Source organism: Vibrio misgurnus, from assembly GCF_029635775.1.
GTDB classification, from domain to species: Bacteria; Pseudomonadota; Gammaproteobacteria; order Enterobacterales; family Vibrionaceae; genus Vibrio; species Vibrio chanodichtyis.
Genome location: NZ_CP113241.1, coordinates 2,088,248 through 2,106,222, shown reverse-complemented (window position 1 = coordinate 2,106,222; position 17,975 = coordinate 2,088,248). Strand labels below are relative to the sequence as shown.

20 protein-coding genes are annotated in these 17,975 nt (G+C 48.7%); 16 read left to right on the top strand and 4 right to left on the bottom strand.

Features of this window, described 5'->3' with window-relative positions:
• Window positions 1-3: 3 nt before the first annotated feature.
• Window positions 4-309 (bottom strand): cell division protein ZapA, encoded by a 306-nt coding sequence (locus OOK74_RS09585; RefSeq protein ID WP_274722880.1) that lies wholly within the window; start codon window positions 307-309, stop codon window positions 4-6.
• Between the two features lie 241 nt (window positions 310-550).
• Here OOK74_RS09585 and OOK74_RS09580 point away from each other — a divergent pair, with 241 nt between their 5' ends.
• The 3 genes from OOK74_RS09580 to OOK74_RS09570 are packed head-to-tail and all read left to right on the top strand — an operon-like array spanning window position 551 to window position 3,621.
• Complete coding sequence (locus tag OOK74_RS09580; RefSeq protein ID WP_274722879.1) at window positions 551-1,126, top strand: YecA/YgfB family protein; 576 nt, start codon at window positions 551-553, stop codon at window positions 1,124-1,126.
• 39 nt (window positions 1,127-1,165) lie between these two features.
• Complete coding sequence (gene ubiH / locus OOK74_RS09575) at window positions 1,166-2,380, top strand: 2-octaprenyl-6-methoxyphenyl hydroxylase (RefSeq protein WP_430741942.1); 1,215 nt, start codon at window positions 1,166-1,168, stop codon at window positions 2,378-2,380.
• A gap of 11 nt (window positions 2,381-2,391) precedes the next feature.
• On the top strand, window positions 2,392-3,621 hold the full coding sequence (locus OOK74_RS09570; protein WP_278182689.1) for an FAD-dependent 2-octaprenylphenol hydroxylase: 1,230 nt from the start codon (window positions 2,392-2,394) through the stop codon (window positions 3,619-3,621).
• A gap of 174 nt (window positions 3,622-3,795) precedes the next feature.
• On the opposite strand, the gene OOK74_RS09565 is transcribed toward OOK74_RS09570, so the two are convergent.
• Entirely contained in the window at window positions 3,796-4,002 is a 207-nt protein-coding gene (locus OOK74_RS09565) for a DUF1107 domain-containing protein (RefSeq protein WP_166014339.1), read from the bottom strand.
• A 640-nt stretch (window positions 4,003-4,642) separates the two neighbouring features.
• Window positions 4,643-5,617: a tRNA-modifying protein YgfZ gene (gene ygfZ / locus OOK74_RS09560; RefSeq protein WP_278182688.1), complete on the bottom strand. Its 975-nt coding sequence runs from the start codon at window positions 5,615-5,617 to the stop codon at window positions 4,643-4,645.
• Between the two features lie 168 nt (window positions 5,618-5,785).
• Here ygfZ and OOK74_RS09555 point away from each other — a divergent pair, with 168 nt between their 5' ends.
• Both OOK74_RS09555 and OOK74_RS09550 read left to right on the top strand, forming a co-directional pair.
• A complete protein-coding gene (locus OOK74_RS09555) occupies window positions 5,786-6,046 on the top strand; it encodes an FAD assembly factor SdhE (RefSeq protein WP_274722876.1) in 261 nt (86 codons plus the stop codon).
• Between the two features lie 49 nt (window positions 6,047-6,095).
• Window positions 6,096-6,440, top strand: a complete 345-nt coding sequence (locus tag OOK74_RS09550; RefSeq protein WP_278183267.1) for a hypothetical protein — start codon at window positions 6,096-6,098, stop codon at window positions 6,438-6,440.
• Window positions 6,441-6,511: 71 nt separating this feature from the next.
• Here the strand turns inward: OOK74_RS09550 and nadB are convergent, their stop codons facing one another.
• The gene (nadB, locus tag OOK74_RS09545; RefSeq protein WP_278182687.1) at window positions 6,512-8,119 is read right to left on the bottom strand and encodes an L-aspartate oxidase; all 1,608 of its coding nucleotides are present in this window, start codon (window positions 8,117-8,119) and stop codon (window positions 6,512-6,514) included.
• A 639-nt stretch (window positions 8,120-8,758) separates the two neighbouring features.
• Here nadB and rpoE point away from each other — a divergent pair.
• The 11 genes from rpoE (at window position 8,759) to acpS (ending at window position 17,957) form a co-directional block, all read left to right on the top strand.
• Window positions 8,759-9,331 carry an RNA polymerase sigma factor RpoE gene (rpoE, locus tag OOK74_RS09540; RefSeq protein ID WP_274722873.1) on the top strand — a complete coding sequence of 191 codons (573 nt, stop codon included), beginning with the start codon at window positions 8,759-8,761 and terminating at the stop codon, window positions 9,329-9,331.
• Window positions 9,332-9,404: 73 nt separating this feature from the next.
• Complete coding sequence (locus OOK74_RS09535) at window positions 9,405-10,046, top strand: sigma-E factor negative regulatory protein (RefSeq protein WP_278182686.1); 642 nt, start codon at window positions 9,405-9,407, stop codon at window positions 10,044-10,046.
• Complete coding sequence (rseB, locus tag OOK74_RS09530) at window positions 10,043-11,008, top strand: sigma-E factor regulatory protein RseB (protein WP_166014345.1); 966 nt, start codon at window positions 10,043-10,045, stop codon at window positions 11,006-11,008. The genes OOK74_RS09535 and rseB overlap by 4 nt, the downstream gene beginning before the upstream one ends.
• The gene (locus tag OOK74_RS09525) at window positions 11,005-11,475 is read left to right on the top strand and encodes a SoxR reducing system RseC family protein (RefSeq protein ID WP_274722870.1); all 471 of its coding nucleotides are present in this window, start codon (window positions 11,005-11,007) and stop codon (window positions 11,473-11,475) included. The genes rseB and OOK74_RS09525 overlap by 4 nt, the downstream gene beginning before the upstream one ends.
• A gap of 112 nt (window positions 11,476-11,587) precedes the next feature.
• The gene (lepA, locus tag OOK74_RS09520; RefSeq protein ID WP_166014347.1) at window positions 11,588-13,381 is read left to right on the top strand and encodes a translation elongation factor 4; all 1,794 of its coding nucleotides are present in this window, start codon (window positions 11,588-11,590) and stop codon (window positions 13,379-13,381) included.
• A 91-nt stretch (window positions 13,382-13,472) separates the two neighbouring features.
• The gene (gene lepB, locus OOK74_RS09515) at window positions 13,473-14,369 is read left to right on the top strand and encodes a signal peptidase I (protein ID WP_274722867.1); all 897 of its coding nucleotides are present in this window, start codon (window positions 13,473-13,475) and stop codon (window positions 14,367-14,369) included.
• Window positions 14,370-14,401: 32 nt separating this feature from the next.
• Window positions 14,402-15,079 (top strand): ribonuclease III, encoded by a 678-nt coding sequence (rnc, locus tag OOK74_RS09510; RefSeq protein WP_166014349.1) that lies wholly within the window; start codon window positions 14,402-14,404, stop codon window positions 15,077-15,079.
• The gene (era, locus tag OOK74_RS09505; protein ID WP_166014350.1) at window positions 15,072-16,049 is read left to right on the top strand and encodes a GTPase Era; all 978 of its coding nucleotides are present in this window, start codon (window positions 15,072-15,074) and stop codon (window positions 16,047-16,049) included. The genes rnc and era overlap by 8 nt, the downstream gene beginning before the upstream one ends.
• Before the next feature lie 72 nt (window positions 16,050-16,121).
• The gene (gene recO / locus OOK74_RS09500) at window positions 16,122-16,847 is read left to right on the top strand and encodes a DNA repair protein RecO (protein ID WP_274722865.1); all 726 of its coding nucleotides are present in this window, start codon (window positions 16,122-16,124) and stop codon (window positions 16,845-16,847) included.
• Window positions 16,844-17,575, top strand: a complete 732-nt coding sequence (pdxJ, locus tag OOK74_RS09495) for a pyridoxine 5'-phosphate synthase (protein WP_277206644.1) — start codon at window positions 16,844-16,846, stop codon at window positions 17,573-17,575. Before recO ends, pdxJ begins: the two co-directional genes overlap by 4 nt.
• Before the next feature lie 4 nt (window positions 17,576-17,579).
• On the top strand, window positions 17,580-17,957 hold the full coding sequence (gene acpS, locus OOK74_RS09490) for a holo-ACP synthase (RefSeq protein ID WP_278182685.1): 378 nt from the start codon (window positions 17,580-17,582) through the stop codon (window positions 17,955-17,957).
• The last annotated feature ends 18 nt before the right edge of the window (window positions 17,958-17,975 follow it).

Below are 17,975 nucleotides of genomic sequence, written 5' to 3'. Positions count from 1 at the left end.
CGCTTATTTGTTCAGCTGCACATTTTGCAATGCGGCTTCTAATGAGGTGGTGAGCTGTTCCATGCGCTGACTCAGTTGTGACTGAGCACCTACATTTTCTTGTTGCTTTGTTTGTAATTCATAGCAGATGTTGAGCGCCGCGATGGTCAATAATTTCACCTCATTGGTGACTTTAGTCCGCTCTGCCATTTCTTTCAATCTATGGTCGAGATCTTGCGCTGCTTGAAGTAAAGACGCTTCTTGACCTGCTGGGCAATTTACCCGGGTCACTTTGCCCAAAATTTCAATATCAACCGCTTGATTACTCATAATAAATGAACTCTTTTGGCGTATCGAAAAGATCAATCCGCTCTAGTGACCATTGAGGTGGAACTATAGGTAAAGCCAAAACAAGATTCAAGCCTTTCTGGTCGCAAGCGGATAAATCAACGCTTGAAAACTCATGATTTGGACAATTTGCGCAAAAGCTAAGCAGCAACCGCAGCTGAGCATTTTCGCTGTGGCGTTGAAGTGATAGGATTAGTGAAATTTCTCGCTGAGTGGATCCTACATGACCAAACCGACACTTCCTAGCTATCTTGCCTTAGCCGACCAACTTCATAGTGCATCTCTCGCGATGAGTCCCGCTGAATTACAAGGTTTACTGACCGGCATGTTGGCGGGGGGCTTAAATGTGCATGATAAAAGCTGGCAAGCGCTGCTGTTTGATTACACCAATGATGGTATGGGGTGGCCAACGGGTGCTTTAGCCTGTGCAGAACAAACGCTAGTTGCTACTCATGCCGAATTAGTGGCAACCGATCTTGAACTCTCTTTGCTACTGCCAGAAGAGGAAGGTGAGAATGCCTTGTTTGAACTCGCGGATGCCGTGGCAGAGTGGATTAACCACTTTATCTCTGGGCTCGGCTTAAGTGGCGCGGATCTGCCGCGCGCTTCAGCACAAGCCAAAGAGGCCCTCGATGATCTGGAAGAGATGTCTAAATTGGGCATTGATGAAGAGGATGATTTAGCCGAGCAGGGGGAATTATTAGAGCAAGTGATTGAGCATCTCAAAGCTTGTGTATGGGTATTGCACGCTGAGTTTGGGGCCAAACCGACCTCTGATCAGACCCCAACACTACATTAATCATCGAGCATGATTATCAAGTATGACTAAGGAAGCGTGATGATAGGCACCGACACCAGCACACACAATCGTGATTTGCCACCGATGTTTGATGTGATCATCGCTGGCGGTGCAATGGCCGGGGCGACGCTCGCGCTTGCCTTACAGCAACTCAGCCAAGGCCGGCTAAAAGTCGCATTGATTGACGCGGTTGCCGCAGATCATGCGGCGCATCCTGGTTTTGATGCGCGCAGTATTGCGCTCTCTTATGGCACGGTGCAGATTCTGCAACAGTTACAACTCTGGCCGAGCTTGCGTCCCGTCGCCACGCCGATTGCGCAGATCCACGTGTCGGATCAATTTCATGCGGGGATGACCGAGATTGATCGAGAATCGCTGGGGATTGAGGCGTTGGGCTATGTGGTCGAATTGGCCGAAGTTGGGCGTATCTACGCTGAGCTGATGGTGCAATATCCTGCGCTTTGGCAGTTTATGCCGCATCGCGTGAGCCATATTACGCGTCAAGCGGATTGGGTGAGCGTACAGTTGGATAGTGGTGAAAGCTTACGCGGTAAGCTGTTGGTGGCCGCGGATGGTGCCATGTCGAGCTGCTGCCAAGCCTTAGGGTTAACCATGCATGAGCATGATTTTGCCCAAGTGGCGCTGATTGCCAATCTCACCACTGCTCAGCCACATGCCGGACGCGCTTTCGAGCGCTTTACCCCGTATGGCCCGCTGGCTTTGTTGCCGATGAGTCAAGATCGCTTGTCACTGGTGTGGTGTTTGCCACCCGCGCAAGTCGATGAGTGGCTCACTTGTACGGATCGCGAATTTTTACACCGCTTACAGCAAGCGTTTGGTTGGCGGTTAGGCGAGTTTACTCAAGTCGGCCAGCGTAATGTCTATCCGCTGCTGCTCCGTTACCGTGAGCAAAATATCTCCCATCGCTTTGCACTGGTGGGGAATGCGGCGCAAACTTTGCATCCGATTGCAGGGCAAGGCTTTAATCTTGGGATACGTGATGTTGCGACTTTAGCCGAGCAGATTGCGCATAGTGAAGATGCCGGCGAGTATGCACTATTGCAGCGCTTTTCTCAGTTGCGTCAGGCCGACCGCGCCGCCACCATCGAGCTTACCACTGGCTTGGTGCATACTTTTTCCAATCCGTGGTGGCCAATGTGCGTTGGGCGCAACCTCGGTCTGATGATGATCGATCATCTTCCCTTATTAAAAACGCCGTTATTGCGCCGTACCCTCGGCTTAGTTAACCGCTAATAGGTAATAAAATGATGCAAAGTGTCGATGTGGTGATTATCGGTGGCGGTATGGTTGGCTTGGCATTAGCGGCCGCACTCAAAGAGAGTGACTTGCGCATTGCCGTGATCGAAAGCCATGTAGCGAATGATCAATTAACCCCTCTGCCTGATGTGCGAGTTTCAGCGCTGAGCCGCTCAAGTGAAATTGTGCTGCGTAATCTCAATGCATGGTCAGGCATTGTTGCGCGTCGTGCTGCACCTTATCAGGCGATGGAGGTATGGGAGCAAGACAGTTTTGCGCGCATTGAATTTAATGCCGACGCCATGATGCAACCTAATCTCGGCCATATTGTTGAAAACCGAGTGATTCAGTTAGCCCTGTTAGAGCAAGTAAAACAACAAGCCAATGTTGCGTTGCATGTGCCAGCCACTTGTCAAAGCATTGCGATTGGTGAGAGCGAAGCTTGGCTCACTTTGAGTAATGGACAAGCCTTCAGTGCTAAGCTGGTGGTGGGGGCGGATGGCGCTCACTCTTGGTTGCGTCATCAAATGAATATTCCGTTAACCCACTGGGATTACGGGCACAGTGCGCTGGTGGCCAATGTACGTACCCGTGAAGCGCACCAGCAAGTAGCTCGGCAGATCTTTACTGCCCAAGGGCCGCTGGCTTTGCTGCCTATGTCGGATCCGCACTTAAGTTCGATGGTTTGGTCCACCGAACCTTCGCGGGCAGAGGCGCTGCTTAATATGAGTGAGGCACAGTTTAACCGCGCCTTGACCGCCGAGTTTGATGCGCGTTTAGGATTGTGTGAAGTGGTTGGAGAGCGGCAAGTTTTGCCATTGAAGATGCGTTATGCCCGTGATTTTGTCGCCCCGCGAGTGGCGCTGGTTGGCGATGCAGCGCATACCATTCACCCATTAGCTGGGCAAGGGGTCAATTTAGGTTTGTTGGATGCGGCCAGCTTGGCGCAAGAGCTGCTAAGTGTGTGGCAGCAAAATCGTGATATTGGAGAGCTGCGTCATCTGCGCCATTACGAACGTTGGCGCAAAGCCGAAGCGGCCAAAATGATCGCTGCGATGCAAGGTTTTCGCGATTTGTTTGCTGGTGATAACCCAGCCAAAAAGCTGATCCGTGGGCTCGGCATGCATTTGGTCGGACAATTGCCGGGGGCAAAACATGAAATTATGCAGCGAGCACTGGGCTTAAAAGGCGATTTGCCTGAATTGGCTAAGCGGGTGTGGTTAGAGCGTGTCTACTAATTCAAACTCGTGCGATAAATCAGCATTGTTGATTTTGAGCTCGGTTATGTGAATTTTTCTTGCGCGACAGTTTAAAGCCCGCTCCGTTTGACATCGCTGATTTCTCACCACAGCACAAGGGGGAGTTTACCTTCCCCGTTAGCATGGCAGTATCGCCAACGACTATTTGCTGATTTATGCATAAGCACAGCGCAGCTTCATGATCGCTTGATTGACTTCTTTCACGGTTTGATAGTGGCGCTGCTCCGCTTGTTCTGGCAGTTGTAATTTACCGTGATCAAACTCAAATTTACCTATCCCATAAATATAAATTCGACCTTTAAATAAACGACTTACATGTTTAGCAATCATACCTGGTGTATAGCGCTTAAACAGTCTCATAGCTCGATCCTTGCATTGTTCTAGCACGAATAAGTGTAAAAAAATCCGCATAAAAATACTGTGATATCTCTGGTGAAATACGCAGTGGTTATCGATGATTTAGAGTATCTGTGCACAACTAGACAAATTTACAGTCAAATATTCAGTCTTGTATGATCAAACTTGAAATTTATTCTGATATCTGGCAGTCGGTGCTGAATAAGCAGTCAGCATTAAGCCAGCCAGTTATGACAATTTTAAGAATAAAGCTAAAAAATTTTCATTGAGTAAGTGTGCGGTTATTTGATGGTAAAAAAAAGCCCGCGATTAAGCGGGCAAATAGTCACAGATGCATTACACAAAAAGTGGCTAACTTGAATATTCAGTTAATTCACTTTTCCATTGATAAATAAAGAGCCAACTTGGGTGCTCAATATGTCAATCAACGTGGTATAGCCTAGATGATTGTGCGTTGTTTGACTAATTATGTTTTTATTGTGACTATAAATTCTTTGTCTGCGATTGATTTATTTGAAGAGGCTCGCAGCGTGATGTAAAAAATGCACGCTGTTACAGCTAAAGCGAGAGTGATGTGGTGTCGTGGTTAACTGGCCTGATCCGCGCAGAATACTGGCGGCTCAGGCTGTGGTGGTAAGCTTGTTTACGACTCATCCAGCAGTGAATAAGGTAATGGCTGGATCTGCCAATGTGTGGTTGGCTGATTAGTTAAGCGCAGTTTAACGTCGGGTTCCAGATCATTGGGTAAGATCATGAGGCCCATCGCAATCTGGTCAGTAAAGCTGTAATGGGTCAGTAATGTTCCCGCACTGCGCCAGTTTTCGCCGACCGCACGTTCGAGAGTGATGGGCTGGTGTGGCTCAAGTGGGGCGGTTAAATTACCTTTAACCAAGTACATCGCGCGTTTGTTGATGCCACGGTATTTGGCGCGAGCCACGGTTTCTTGCCCGGTATAACAGCCTTTGTTAAAACTGATGCCATCTAACGCTTGCAGGTTGAGCGCCTGTGGAATGTGCTCATTTTGCGCGCTTGCGGTGACGACCGGCACTGCTTCAGCAATATCCAACTGTGTCCAAATGGCTTGCTCAACACACAAGCCCTGCCAGGCAGCGACATATTGCTGTACGTGTGCTGGATCGAGCAAAAGTAACCAGCGCAGCGGGCTAATGCGTACCGCGGTGCCGCCTTCGATGTGACGAACATCGTCGCGAGATGTACTCAAACCATCAATCCACGCCTCGGCTTGGCTGCCCATAACACCCAAGCCGATATCGCTAGATTCAGTGATCTCTACTTTAGAGAAAATGGCGTATTTCTTCAGCTCACGCAGTTCGGTGGCTATGGCTGAGCGAGGTTGTAGCATCGCGTAGCCATCATGATGATGAAATAGACGAAATACTGACCACACTTTGCCTTTGGCATCACAGTGTGCGCCAAAGGTGACTTGTTGTGGTGTTAGCGAAACCACATTGCAGGTGACTTGACCTTGCAAATAGGCTTTTTTATCCGCGCCCACCATAGTGATGACTCCCCAGTCAGTGAGGTGAGTGAGCATCAATTCAGGGAGCGGATCGTGAGAAGAGAGATTGAGCACGGAAAAATGATTTTGCCAGTCCATGTTATGCACCGCTGAGGAAAAAGTGTGACTATGTTAATCGGGATCAAGTTTTTTGTCAGCTTGAACAGGGAGTGTGATTGAGTCACTAGCGGTGGGTGGGGGGGCTTGTTACACTCCAAGGCATAGCAAACGATTGTGTTATACACAACCAGCAGGTAAGGAAAAGCAATGTACACCGCTGAACAAAAAGCGCGCATCAAATGGGCGTGCCGTCGTGGGATGTTAGAGCTTGATGTGGTCATCATGCCCTTTTTCGAAGAGTGTTTTGATTCGCTGTCAGAATCGGAACAACAGGACTTTGTGGCGTTATTGGAAAGTGACGATCCCGATCTTTTTCGTTGGGTGATGGGGCAAGGCCGCTGTGAGAATTTAGGTCTTGCGGCGATGGTGGATAAAATTGTCGCTCATAACCTCAGCAAACACCGTTAAGCTGATCTTTATTCCTTCGCGCTACGCTCAGTTCAGCGCACTGTTGTTAATCATGTTGATGGGCTGGGTGCTCATCGCATCGGCAATACCTTTGCTGCTGGTGCCCTATTTTGCGGCTTGGATCTGGCATGGTCATCGACGCGGGGTGTGGATGCCACCTAGTTTAGTGGGGGAAGTGGATCTGACCTTTAGCGGCCAGTTGCAAATTGGCCAGCAGCGGTTGAGTTTTAAGGCGATCGATACTCTGTACGCGCCGTGGTTTATCCGTTTACAAGGCGAGGGGCAAGCTTGGTTGATCTGGCGTGATAGCTGTGATCCCATTACCTATCGACAACTGCTAGTGCGATTAAAACGGGAGCTTAATTGCTCCCGTAATGATTGGCCGATAGCCTGACATGGTGTCCTCAGGGATCGTGGCAAGTGATTAAACTGTGCCTAGTTTTTCTGGCACTCACTTTTTGGCACTTATCGCTCGGGCACTAAAATAGTTGGGCCACTGTGCGGCAGCGGATCCGGATAATCGAGCGTATAGTGCAAACCGCGGCTCTCTTTGCGCTGCATGGCACAGCGTACCATTAATTCGGCCACTTGCAGTAAGTTACGCATTTCTAGCAAGTTATTGGAGACGCGAAAATTGCTGTAATACTCATGGGTTTCTTGTTGCAACAACTGAATCCGGCGCATTGCTCGCTCTAAACGTTTGTCTGAGCGCACAATGCCCATATAGTCCCACATAAATAGCCGTAGTTCATGCCAGTTATGCTGCAATACCACTTCTTCATCAGAGCAGGTCACTTGACTTTCATCCCAACGCGGTAGCGGATCCGGCATGGTTGCCTGTGGCAATTGCGCAATAATGTCGCGCGAGGCTGACCAAGCGTACACCACACATTCCAGCAGTGAATTTGAGGCCATGCGATTGGCACCATGCAAACCGGTATAGCTAACTTCACCAATCGCATATAGCTGTTTAAGGTCGGTCTGGCCTTGTGGATTAACCATCACACCACCACAGGTATAGTGGGCGGCTGGCACGATCGGGATCGGCTCTTTGGTCATATCAATCCCTAAATCCATCAAGCGTGAATAGATGGTCGGGAAATGTTTTTCGATAAAATCAGCCGGTTGATGACTGATATCCAGATACATGCAGTCAGCACCTAAGCGTTTCATCTCAAAGTCGATGGCGCGCGCAACTACATCGCGTGGTGCCAGTTCGGCTCGCACATCAAAATCGGGCATAAAACGGCTGCCATCGGGACGGCGTAAATACGCGCCTTCACCGCGCAGAGCTTCAGTGAGCAGAAAGTTGCGCGCTTCGGGATGATACAAGCAGGTTGGATGGAATTGGTTGAACTCTAAGTTGGCGACTCGACAGCCGGCTCGCCATGCCATCGCAATCCCATCTCCGGAAGAGACATCTGGGTTTGAGGTATATTGGTACACTTTCGATGCACCACCAGTGGCCAGCACCACAAATTTCGCGCGAATGGTCTCTACGTGTTCAGCATTACGGTTCCACACATAAGCACCGACCACTTTATTGGCATCACCTCCAATCTTATCTTCAGTGATTAGATCTAACGCATTGTGGCGTTCGAGGACGGTAATATTCGGATGGTGGTGGGCATTATCTTGTAGTGAGGTTTGCATCGCCATTCCGGTCGCATCAGCCGCGTGTAAAATGCGTCGATGGCTATGACCCCCTTCGCGGGTCAGATGGTAGCGAGGATGTTCAGTATTGCTATCTTCGGCTTGATCAAACGGCACGCCACCATCAATCAACCACTGCACACACTCTTTGGCGTGTTCGGCGATAAAGCGCACAGTTTGTTCATTACAGATACCCGCACCGGCAATCAGCGTATCTTGCACGTGAGATTCGACACTATCGGTTTCATCAAATACCGCGGCAATTCCTCCTTGTGCATAAAAGGTGGCGCCTTCACTGCGTGGTCCTTTACTTAATACTACGACTTTTCCGTATTGAGCGACCTGTAAAGCAAGCGATAAGCCTGCCGCGCCACTTCCTATGACTAATACATCGCATTGATGCTCTCGGTCTGCGTTCATAAAATTGCTGATTCCCAAACTGTGTGAGTTATCCAACTCGAAATCTATTTAATTTGCTCATCTCACAACCAAGCTTGACTGAGGATGAGCAATATACCCTTCCTACTTGAAGTTGCAGCGGTGTTGGCTACATTCGCTCACCCCAATCACATAGTTTGCCTATGTTCATGGGGACTCACTCACTTGCCGCCTACCTGCAACTCCAAGTTGTTTGGGTATAACTCCGGAACCGTTGCGCGAAAAATAAATTCGCCAGCAGTAAGTGGCGAAAAATTATCGAAAAATTTGCATCGTTTGCACGGGGTAAATCCTGCTATTATCATCGCGCTAAATGCAATCGTTTGTAAATATTATTGTCATATTACTCGCTCTCTATTCCGGCGTGTTAGATATCTCGCTAGTCGTGGGATCACGCCGTAGGCTCAAGTGTCGTGCTGTGGCATGTCAGCTTGATACTGACGATGAACTGGCTGGATTGATGGGGTTTTAAGCAAAATATTTTACTGACTAATGAACTTTATCAATGATAGCGAGTCTCAAAGGTGCTCATATAAGCAGTGATGTCAATATTATAATTCGCACAATGAGTACCCATATCTGAGAGGGTAGAGGGACATAACAATAGGAGTGACCGCTCGCATGAACGAGCAACTGACCGATCAAGTATTGATTGAGCGAGTTCAGAATGGGGATAAGCAAGCGTTTAATCTTTTGGTTTTGAAATATCAAAATAAAGTCTGCAACCTTATTTCCCGATACATCAGCAATTCTGGCGATGTAGCGGATGTGGCGCAGGAAGCGTTTATTAAAGCGTATCGAGCCATTCCCACTTTTCGTGGTGACAGTGCATTTTATACTTGGCTATACCGTATTGCGGTGAATACTGCGAAAAATCACATTGTGGCGCAGAATCGACGCCCACCCGCTAGTGATGTTGATGCTGAAGACGCTGAATTTTATGAAGGTGGTGATGCATTAAAAGAAATATCGAACCCAGAGAACATTACGTTGTCCAACGAATTGAAACGGGCAGTGTTCGATGCGATAGATGCATTACCTGATGATTTGAAAACGGCAATGACCTTACGTGAGCTAGAAGGCTTAAGTTATGAGGAAATCGCGGAAGTGATGGATTGTCCGGTAGGAACTGTGCGCTCTCGAATTTTTCGCGCGCGTGAGGCGGTCGAAAAGAGAATTAGCCCGCTTTTGTAATGCAAGCTCGGTCGCAAGCGAATTTCGTAATAACGTTCCGTAATAACATTGCGTAATAACTATGGTGAACAGAATGGCTGACAAACAAAAACTTTCAGCACTCATGGATGGCGAGATGATCGACAATGAGCTGATTTTACAATTGGCTCACAATCCTCAAGCATGTACAACTTGGGGCAATTACCACCTAATTGGTGATGTGCTGCGCGGTGATGCGCCAGTAGCAAAGGAGTGGAATATTGCTGAAAGCGTTGCATTGGCCTTGGAAAATGAACCCGCTCATAATTTATTGCGTGATAAAAACCATTCATTACGTGATACCCACAATGTGATTGCTCTGCAGCAAACTAAGCTGACAGATCAACCCACACCACAACAAGCCAAGCGTCAACTGCCGGTTTGGTGGTCGCAATTGAGTCAATTTGGTATTGCTGCCTCGGTTTGTTTGGCTGTGGTGTTTGGTGTTCAGCAGTATGCCGGGCAGAGCTCGACGATCGATGGTGAGTTGCCCGTATTGCAAACTATTCCATTGGCCGGCAGTGCCGAACCTGTCAGTTTGACGCGTGACTCGGTTGAAAAGCATGCACCAGATAGTACTATGCAAGAGCAGCGCCGCCGTGTAAATGCCTTGCTGCAGGACTATGAATTGCAATTACGCTTAAATAGTGAGAATGCCGTTTCTCACCAACATTCAGTTGAATCGGTTGCGGAATGAAGAAATTTTTGATCAGTGCGCTGACGCTGTTTTGTGCCACTTCAACAACCGCCTTTGCAGAAGAACAGCCTGCAGAGGCGTTGTTGTATCAGATGAACCAAGCCAGCCAACATCTTAATTACGAACTCTCATATATCTTGGTTAAGAAAAACAGCATTGAGCCACTGTTGTATCGTCATGTGCGTCAAGATCAGCAGCAATTGGCACATCTAGTGTATTTAAGTGGTCCGGTGCGTGAAGTGATCCGGCGCGGCGATGAAGTGAGCTATATTGAGCCTGGCGTCGAACCATTTACCATCGAGTCGAGCGAGATGGTCGCGCCAACCATGCCAATGATTAATAGTGATGTTGCTCAACTGAGTCAGTATTACGATTTTGTCAAAATCGGCCGGGCGCGCGAAGCGGGTGTCCCTTGCCAGGTGTTGCGTGTGGTGCCGAAAGATGGCTTGCGCTATTCCTATGTGTTATGGGTTGATGAGAAGAGCCATTTACCGTTACGCGCAGACTTGCTGGATCGTGATGGTGAAGTCTTAGAGCAATATCGCACCATTTCCTATTCGATCAGTGAACGGTTAGCTGAGCTGATGGCTGGATTGAATTCGGTCCAACTGCCAGAAGTGCTGAAATTACCCAAAGGCAGCATGCAACAAACTTTTTGGCAAGTAAGCTGGGTGCCAGAAGGTTTTCAGGCGATGGAGTTGAATCGCTATCGTATGGCGATCACCGAGCGTCTAGTAGAAAGTCAAATGTACTCTGACGGCCTGTTTAATTTCTCGGTGTATATTTCGGCCAGTGATAATTACTCATTGAAAGGTCAATTGGTGCGACAAGGTCGGCGAACCTTGCACAGTTTAGTCAAAGGTGACAATGAAATTTCGGTAGTCGGCGATATTCCACCAGCAACCGCGCAGCGGATTGCTCAATCCGTGTTGATCAATGTGGCGGGAGTACCAGCACCATGATGACCGCGTTGGCGACCGTCACTCAAGTGGTCGCGACTCAACAAGGCTTTCAGGTTACGTTGAGCTGTCAGCAACAAACCAGTTGTAGCCACTGCCAATCATCCAGCAGTTGCGGCACTGGTATTGTATCGAAAGCGCTGGGTAGCAAAGCCCTATTATGGCAGCTACACACCCAGCAAGCATTACAGGCTGGAGAAGTGGTTGAAATCGGCTTGCCAGAAAAAAGCCTGTTGCAATCGGCGGCGTTAGTGTATCTGTTGCCGCTGTTTTTTATGCTACTTGGTGCTTGGTTTGGCACTCAATGGCTCGCCCCATGGTTAGCGATGGGCGAAAGTGTGGTGATCCTCACTTCACTATTGTCGATTGCGCTTGGCGTATGGGTGGCCAAACATTATGCCGCAGTGCTTGAGCGGTGCTCGGAGCAGCAAGTGGTCGTACTGCGTAAACTGGGGATCCCACTGGCCTAAATTATGATGCGAACCCAACCGAAATTGGGTAGAATCGCCCCACTTGAATGAATGGCCGCCAGCGCAGCTTTTCTATGTCCTTATTATTTAAGAGTTTAGTCATCCCAAGCCTATGAAGCACATTCGTAACTTTTCGATTATCGCCCACATTGACCATGGTAAATCAACACTATCTGACCGTTTAATTCAAGTCTGTGGTGGCTTGAGTGATCGTGAAATGGCCGATCAAGTTCTTGATTCGATGGATCTCGAACGTGAGCGTGGTATCACCATTAAAGCGCAGAGTGTGACACTCGACTACACAGCGAAAGATGGCCAAACCTATCAACTGAACTTTATCGATACCCCAGGACACGTTGACTTCGCGTACGAAGTATCACGTTCGCTAGCGGCGTGTGAAGGCGCACTGTTGGTGGTGGATGCCGGTCAAGGCGTAGAAGCTCAGACTTTGGCTAACTGCTACACCGCGATTGAGATGGATCTGGAAGTAGTTCCGATCCTCAATAAAATCGACCTACCTGCGGCAGAGCCAGAGCGAGTTGCCGAAGAGATTGAAGACATTGTCGGCATTGATGCGATCGATGCTGTGCGCTGTTCGGCTAAAACCGGAGTAGGCGTCGATGAGGTGTTGGAGAAGATTGTTTCAGCGATCCCAGCGCCACAAGGCGACCCAGAAGCACCGCTGCAAGCGCTGATCATTGACTCTTGGTTTGATAACTATTTAGGCGTGGTTTCTTTGGTGCGGATCAAAAACGGCAGCCTGAAGAAAAACGACAAGATCAAAGTGATGAGCACCGGCCAAATTTGGGGTGTTGATCGTTTAGGTATTTTTACCCCCAAACAAGTCGATACCAACGCACTCAATACTGGCGAAGTGGGCTGGGTAGTGTGTGGTATTAAAGACATCATGGGCGCACCAGTCGGCGATACTTTAACCTTAGCTAAAAATGGCTGCGAAACAGCGCTGCCGGGCTTTAAAAAAGTAAAACCTCAAGTTTATGCGGGCTTATTCCCGGTCTCGTCGGATGATTATGAAAACTTCCGTGATGCACTGGGCAAACTGAGCTTGAATGATGCATCACTGTTTTATGAGCCAGAAACTTCGGCTGCACTTGGTTTTGGTTTCCGCTGTGGCTTCCTTGGTATGCTGCACATGGAGATCATCCAAGAGCGTCTAGAGCGTGAATACGATCTTGATCTGATCACCACTGCGCCGACCGTAGTGTATGAAGTGCTCAAGACCAACAAAGAGATCATCCATGTTGATAGCCCAGCTAAACTGCCCGCTATTAACGATATTGAAGAGATCCGTGAGCCGATTGCGCGCTGTAATATTCTGGTGCCTGCCGATTATCTGGGTAACGTGATCACCTTGTGTATCGAAAAACGCGGTACTCAAGTTGATATGGTTTACCACGGTAACCAAGTCGCCTTGACTTACGATGTGCCAATGGCGGAAGTGGTACTGGATTTCTTTGACCGCTTGAAATCGACTTCGCGTGGTTATGCATCGCTGGATTACGGTTTCCAACGCTTTGAAATGTCGCACATGGTGCGTGTCGATGTGCTGCTCAATGGCGATAAAGTCGATGCGTTGGCCATCATCACCCACCGTGATCAGTCGCAAACTCGCGGCCGTCAATTGGTGGAGAAGATGAAAGAGTTTATCCCTCGCCAGATGTTTGACATTGCGATCCAAGCGGCGATTGGTAACCACATTATCGCCCGTTCTACCGTCAAGCAGTTACGTAAAAACGTACTGGCTAAGTGTTACGGTGGTGACGTGAGTCGTAAGAAGAAGCTACTCAAGAAGCAGAAAGAAGGTAAGAAACGGATGAAGCAGATCGGTAACGTTGAGCTGCCGCAAGAAGCGTTCCTCGCCATTTTGCATGTGGGTAAAGATTAATTTCTTTGCTGAGTTGAGATTGATGGGTTTAACCGATGAGTGAAAGGGTTTCGGCTCTTTCACTTTCGCATTTTTTAGATAAGGGAAGTCAATGGCGAACACATTCTCACTGATTTTGGTGCTAGTCACTCTGATCACCGGTCTGGTTTGGACTCTGGAAAAACTGCGCTGGGCAAAACAGCGTCAGCAAAAACAGGCTGAGCTACAAGCACAAACTCCAGATTTACCGGCCTCAGCGCTCAATAAAGCCTTGGTACAGCCGTGGTGGATTGAGAACAGCGTGTCGATTTTTCCAGTGATCGCCTTGGTGTTAATTCTGCGTTCGTTCATTTATGAACCATTTCAGATCCCATCTGGCTCGATGATGCCAACCCTGTTAGTTGGTGATTTTATTCTGGTTGAAAAATATGCCTACGGCTTGAAAGATCCGGTTTGGCGTACTCAGTTGCTTGAAACTGGCCAACCTGAACGTGGCGATATTGTGGTGTTCAAATATCCGGTCAGTCCGAATATCGACTATATTAAACGCGTCGTCGGTATGCCGGGAGATACGGTGCGCTACAGTGCAGATAAAGAGCTGTGTATCCAGCCACAAGGCCAAAGCCAATGCCAAGCAGTGACATTATCAAATGTGCAATCGAGTGAGTTTTATCAGAATAATATTCCGCTTATCCAGCTCGATGAGCAGTTAGGTCAACAGCCACACAGTATTTTGGTTAATCCACTGCGCATGGACAACGTGGCCGACTATCGTCCGCGTCGTGGCGTCAATGAGTGGGTGGTACCACAAGGGCACTATTTTGTGATGGGTGATAACCGTGACAATAGTGCTGATAGCCGTTTCTGGGGCTTTGTGCCAGAGCAGAATTTGGTCGGGAAAGCAGTTGCGATCTGGATCAGTTTCGAGTTTGAACGCGCTGCCGATAGCGTACTTCCATCTTGGATCCCAAGTGGAGTGCGATTGAATCGTATTGGCGGGATCCATTAAGCCTGCATCAGTGGGCCAATAACATTGAGATTATGACACCTCTAATGAATAAATTAACAAGTAAGCTCGGTTATACCTTTCAGGATAGCGGGCTGCTTAATCTGGCGCTGACACACCGCAGCGCCAATGGTAAGCACAATGAACGTCTTGAGTTTCTGGGCGATTCAATTTTAAGTTTTGTCATTGCTGACGATCTGTATCACCGTTTTCCTAAAGTGGATGAGGGTGATATGAGTCGTATGCGTGCCACCTTAGTGCGTGGGCACACATTGGCGGAACTGGGTCGAGAATTCGATCTGGGAGATTACTTAAAATTAGGTCCAGGTGAGTTGAAAAGCGGTGGTTTTCGCCGTGACTCGATTCTGGCTGATGCGGTAGAAGCCTTGATTGGTGGAATTTACCTCGATAGCGATCTGGAAACCGTGCGTGGGATTGTGCTCAAGTGGTATCAATGCCGACTGGATGAGATCAAACCGGGCGTATCACAAAAAGATCCGAAAACTCGCTTACAAGAGTTTTTGCAAGGCAGAAGAAAACCACTGCCTATCTACACTGTGACTAATATTAAAGGTGAAGCACACAACCAAGAATTTAGCGTTGCGTGTGAAGTTGCAGGTATGGATGCACCTGTGATCGGTAAAGGCACCAGCCGCCGCAAGGCAGAACAAGCGGCTGCAGAAACGGCACTGGAGCAACTAACTCATGGCTGATCAAGAATTTGATATCGATGCATATTTTGCCTCTCAACATGATGGCGAAGTCGTAGAAACATCCACTCCAGAGGATCAACACTGCGGCTTTGTCGCGATTGTGGGGCGTCCAAACGTTGGTAAATCGACCCTGCTTAATAACCTATTAGGGCAGAAAATTTCCATCACTTCGCGTAAACCACAAACCACTCGCCACCGGATTATGGGCGTGGATACCGATGGTGCTTATCAGGCGATTTATGTCGATACCCCAGGACTGCATATTGAAGAGAAGCGTGCGATTAACCGTTTGATGAACCGTGCCGCGAGCAGTTCATTGAGCGATGTTAACTTAGTGCTGTTTGTGGTCGAAGGTACCCACTGGACCGCCGATGATGAAATGGTGTTCAACAAACTGCAAAAAGCCAATTTCCCTGTGGTGCTGTGCGTCAACAAGGTTGATCAGGTGAAAGATCGTAACGAAGTGATGCTGCACATGCTGGATCTTTCCAAGCGGATGCAATTTGTCGATATCGTACCGATTGCGGCTAAGCTGGGTAAAAACGTGGATGTGCTGAAAAAGCATGTGCGTCAACACTTACCGAAAGCGCTGCACCACTTCCCTGAAGAGTATGTGACTGATCGTTCACAGCGCTTTATGGCGTCGGAAATCGTGCGTGAAAAATTGATGCGTTTTACCGGTGAAGAGCTGCCGTATTCGGTTACGGTGGAAATCGAGCGTTTCGATTACAATCCGGATAATGATGGTTTTCACATTAATGCGCTGATCTTGGTTGAGCGTATCGGTCAGAAAAAAATGGTGATTGGCAAAAATGGCGAAAAAATCAAAACCATTGGTCGTGAAGCACGACTGGATATGGAACAACTGTTTGGTCGTAAAGTGTATTTAGAAACTTGGGTGAAAGTGAAATCCGGTTGGGCGGATGATGAGCGTGCGCTGCGCTCACTCGGCTATATCGACGATCTTTAACCGCACAAAAGGTGGCAACTTTGTTGTCACCTTTTTTGATCCCCGCCCTTAACGAGATAATAGAACAGGAAAATGTCAGACGGACTGCAACGCTGTTTTGTTCTGCATCGCCGCCCTTACAGTGAATCGAGCTTGATCCTTGATGTGTTTAGTGAGGAGTATGGCCGAGTCAGCCTAATGGCCAAAGGGGCGCGTGGCAAACGTTCCAATCTTAAAGGTGCGCTGCAACCTTTTACTCCGCTGCTGCTAAAATGGTCGGGCAATGGCTCGATGAAAACCTTACGCCAAGCTGAGCCGATCAGCCTCGGTTTGCCTCTGTCGGGTGTCTGTCTGTATTCTGCGCTGTATATCAATGAGCTGGTCGATCGAGTCTTGATGCCTGAAGTCGCAAGCCCTGGGTTATTTCATGATTATCTGTTTGCTTTGACGGAACTGGCGCAAAGTACCAATCCGGAGCCTGCGCTGCGGCGCTTTGAGTTAGCGTTACTGACCGCACTGGGGTATGGGGTGGATTTTTTACATTGTGCTGGTAGTGGTGAACCGGTTGCACCACAGATGACCTACCGCTACCGCGAGCAAAAAGGCTTTATGGCGTCACTGCGTCGCGATAATCTCACTTTTCTCGGTGATGAGCTGATTGCGATCAGTGAGCGGCGTTTTACCAGCCAAGCTCAATTGCAAGCGGCAAAACGCTTTACACGTTTAGCCTTAAAGCCGTATCTTGGCGGCAAACCTTTAAAAAGTCGTGAGTTGTTTCGTCAAACAGCTCTCCCTAGAGCACGGAGTACAGAAAAATGAGCTCAATTTATCTTGGTGTGAACATCGATCACGTGGCGACATTGCGTAATGCGCGCGGCACCCAGTATCCAGACCCGGTGCATGCCGCGGAAATGGCTGAACGTGCCGGTGCCGATGGCATTACTATTCATTTGCGTGAAGATCGCCGTCACATTACTGATCGCGATGTGCGTATTTTGCGCGAAACGTTGCAAACGCGTATGAACTTAGAAATGGCGGTGACCGATGAGATGGTCGAGATTGCGCTGCAAACTCAGCCAGAATATGTCTGCTTAGTGCCAGAAAAGCGTGAAGAGCTCACCACCGAAGGTGGCTTGGATGTGGTTGGTCAGCTAGCGCGCGTTAAAGTGGCGACCCAAAAACTCACCGCGGCGGGGATTAAAGTCTCGCTATTTATTGACGCGGATCGTGAGCAAATTGATGCGGCGAAAAGCTGTGGCGCACCGTTTATCGAGCTGCATACTGGCCATTATGCTGACGCATCTAGCGAGCTTGAGCAGCAAAATGAGCTGAAAAAAATTGCTGCAGCTGCGGCTTATGCGGATGATCTGGGGATTACCGTCAACGCTGGCCACGGTCTGACTTACCATAACGTTGCGCCGATTGCGGCAATCCCTGAAATTTACGAGCTTAACATCGGCCATGCGATCATTGGTCGTGCCGTGTTTGATGGTTTAGCCAAAGCGGTCGCCGATATGAAAGCCTTGATGCTGGCGGCACGTCGTTAAGTCGATGATTGTAGGTCTCGGTACCGATATTACTGAAATCGAACGAGTGGAAAAGGCCTTGGCGCGCTCAGGTGAAAGCTTTGCGCGCCGTATTCTCACCGATGCGGAGTTCGAGCAGTTTCAGAGTTTGCAGCGGCAAGGGCGATTTTTAGCCAAGCGTTTTGCGGCCAAAGAAGCGGCCTCGAAAGCGTTAGGCACTGGAATTGCCCAGGGCGTGACCTTTCACGACTTCACCATCAGTAATGATGCTTTGGGTAAGCCGCTGCTAAGTTTAAGCGGCAAAGCCGCGCAATTAGCCGCCTTGCTTGAGGTGCGTTCGATTCACCTCTCTTTATCGGATGAACGCCGTTATGCAATGGCGACGGTTATTTTCGAGCGTTAAACGGTGCGTTCTGCGGCG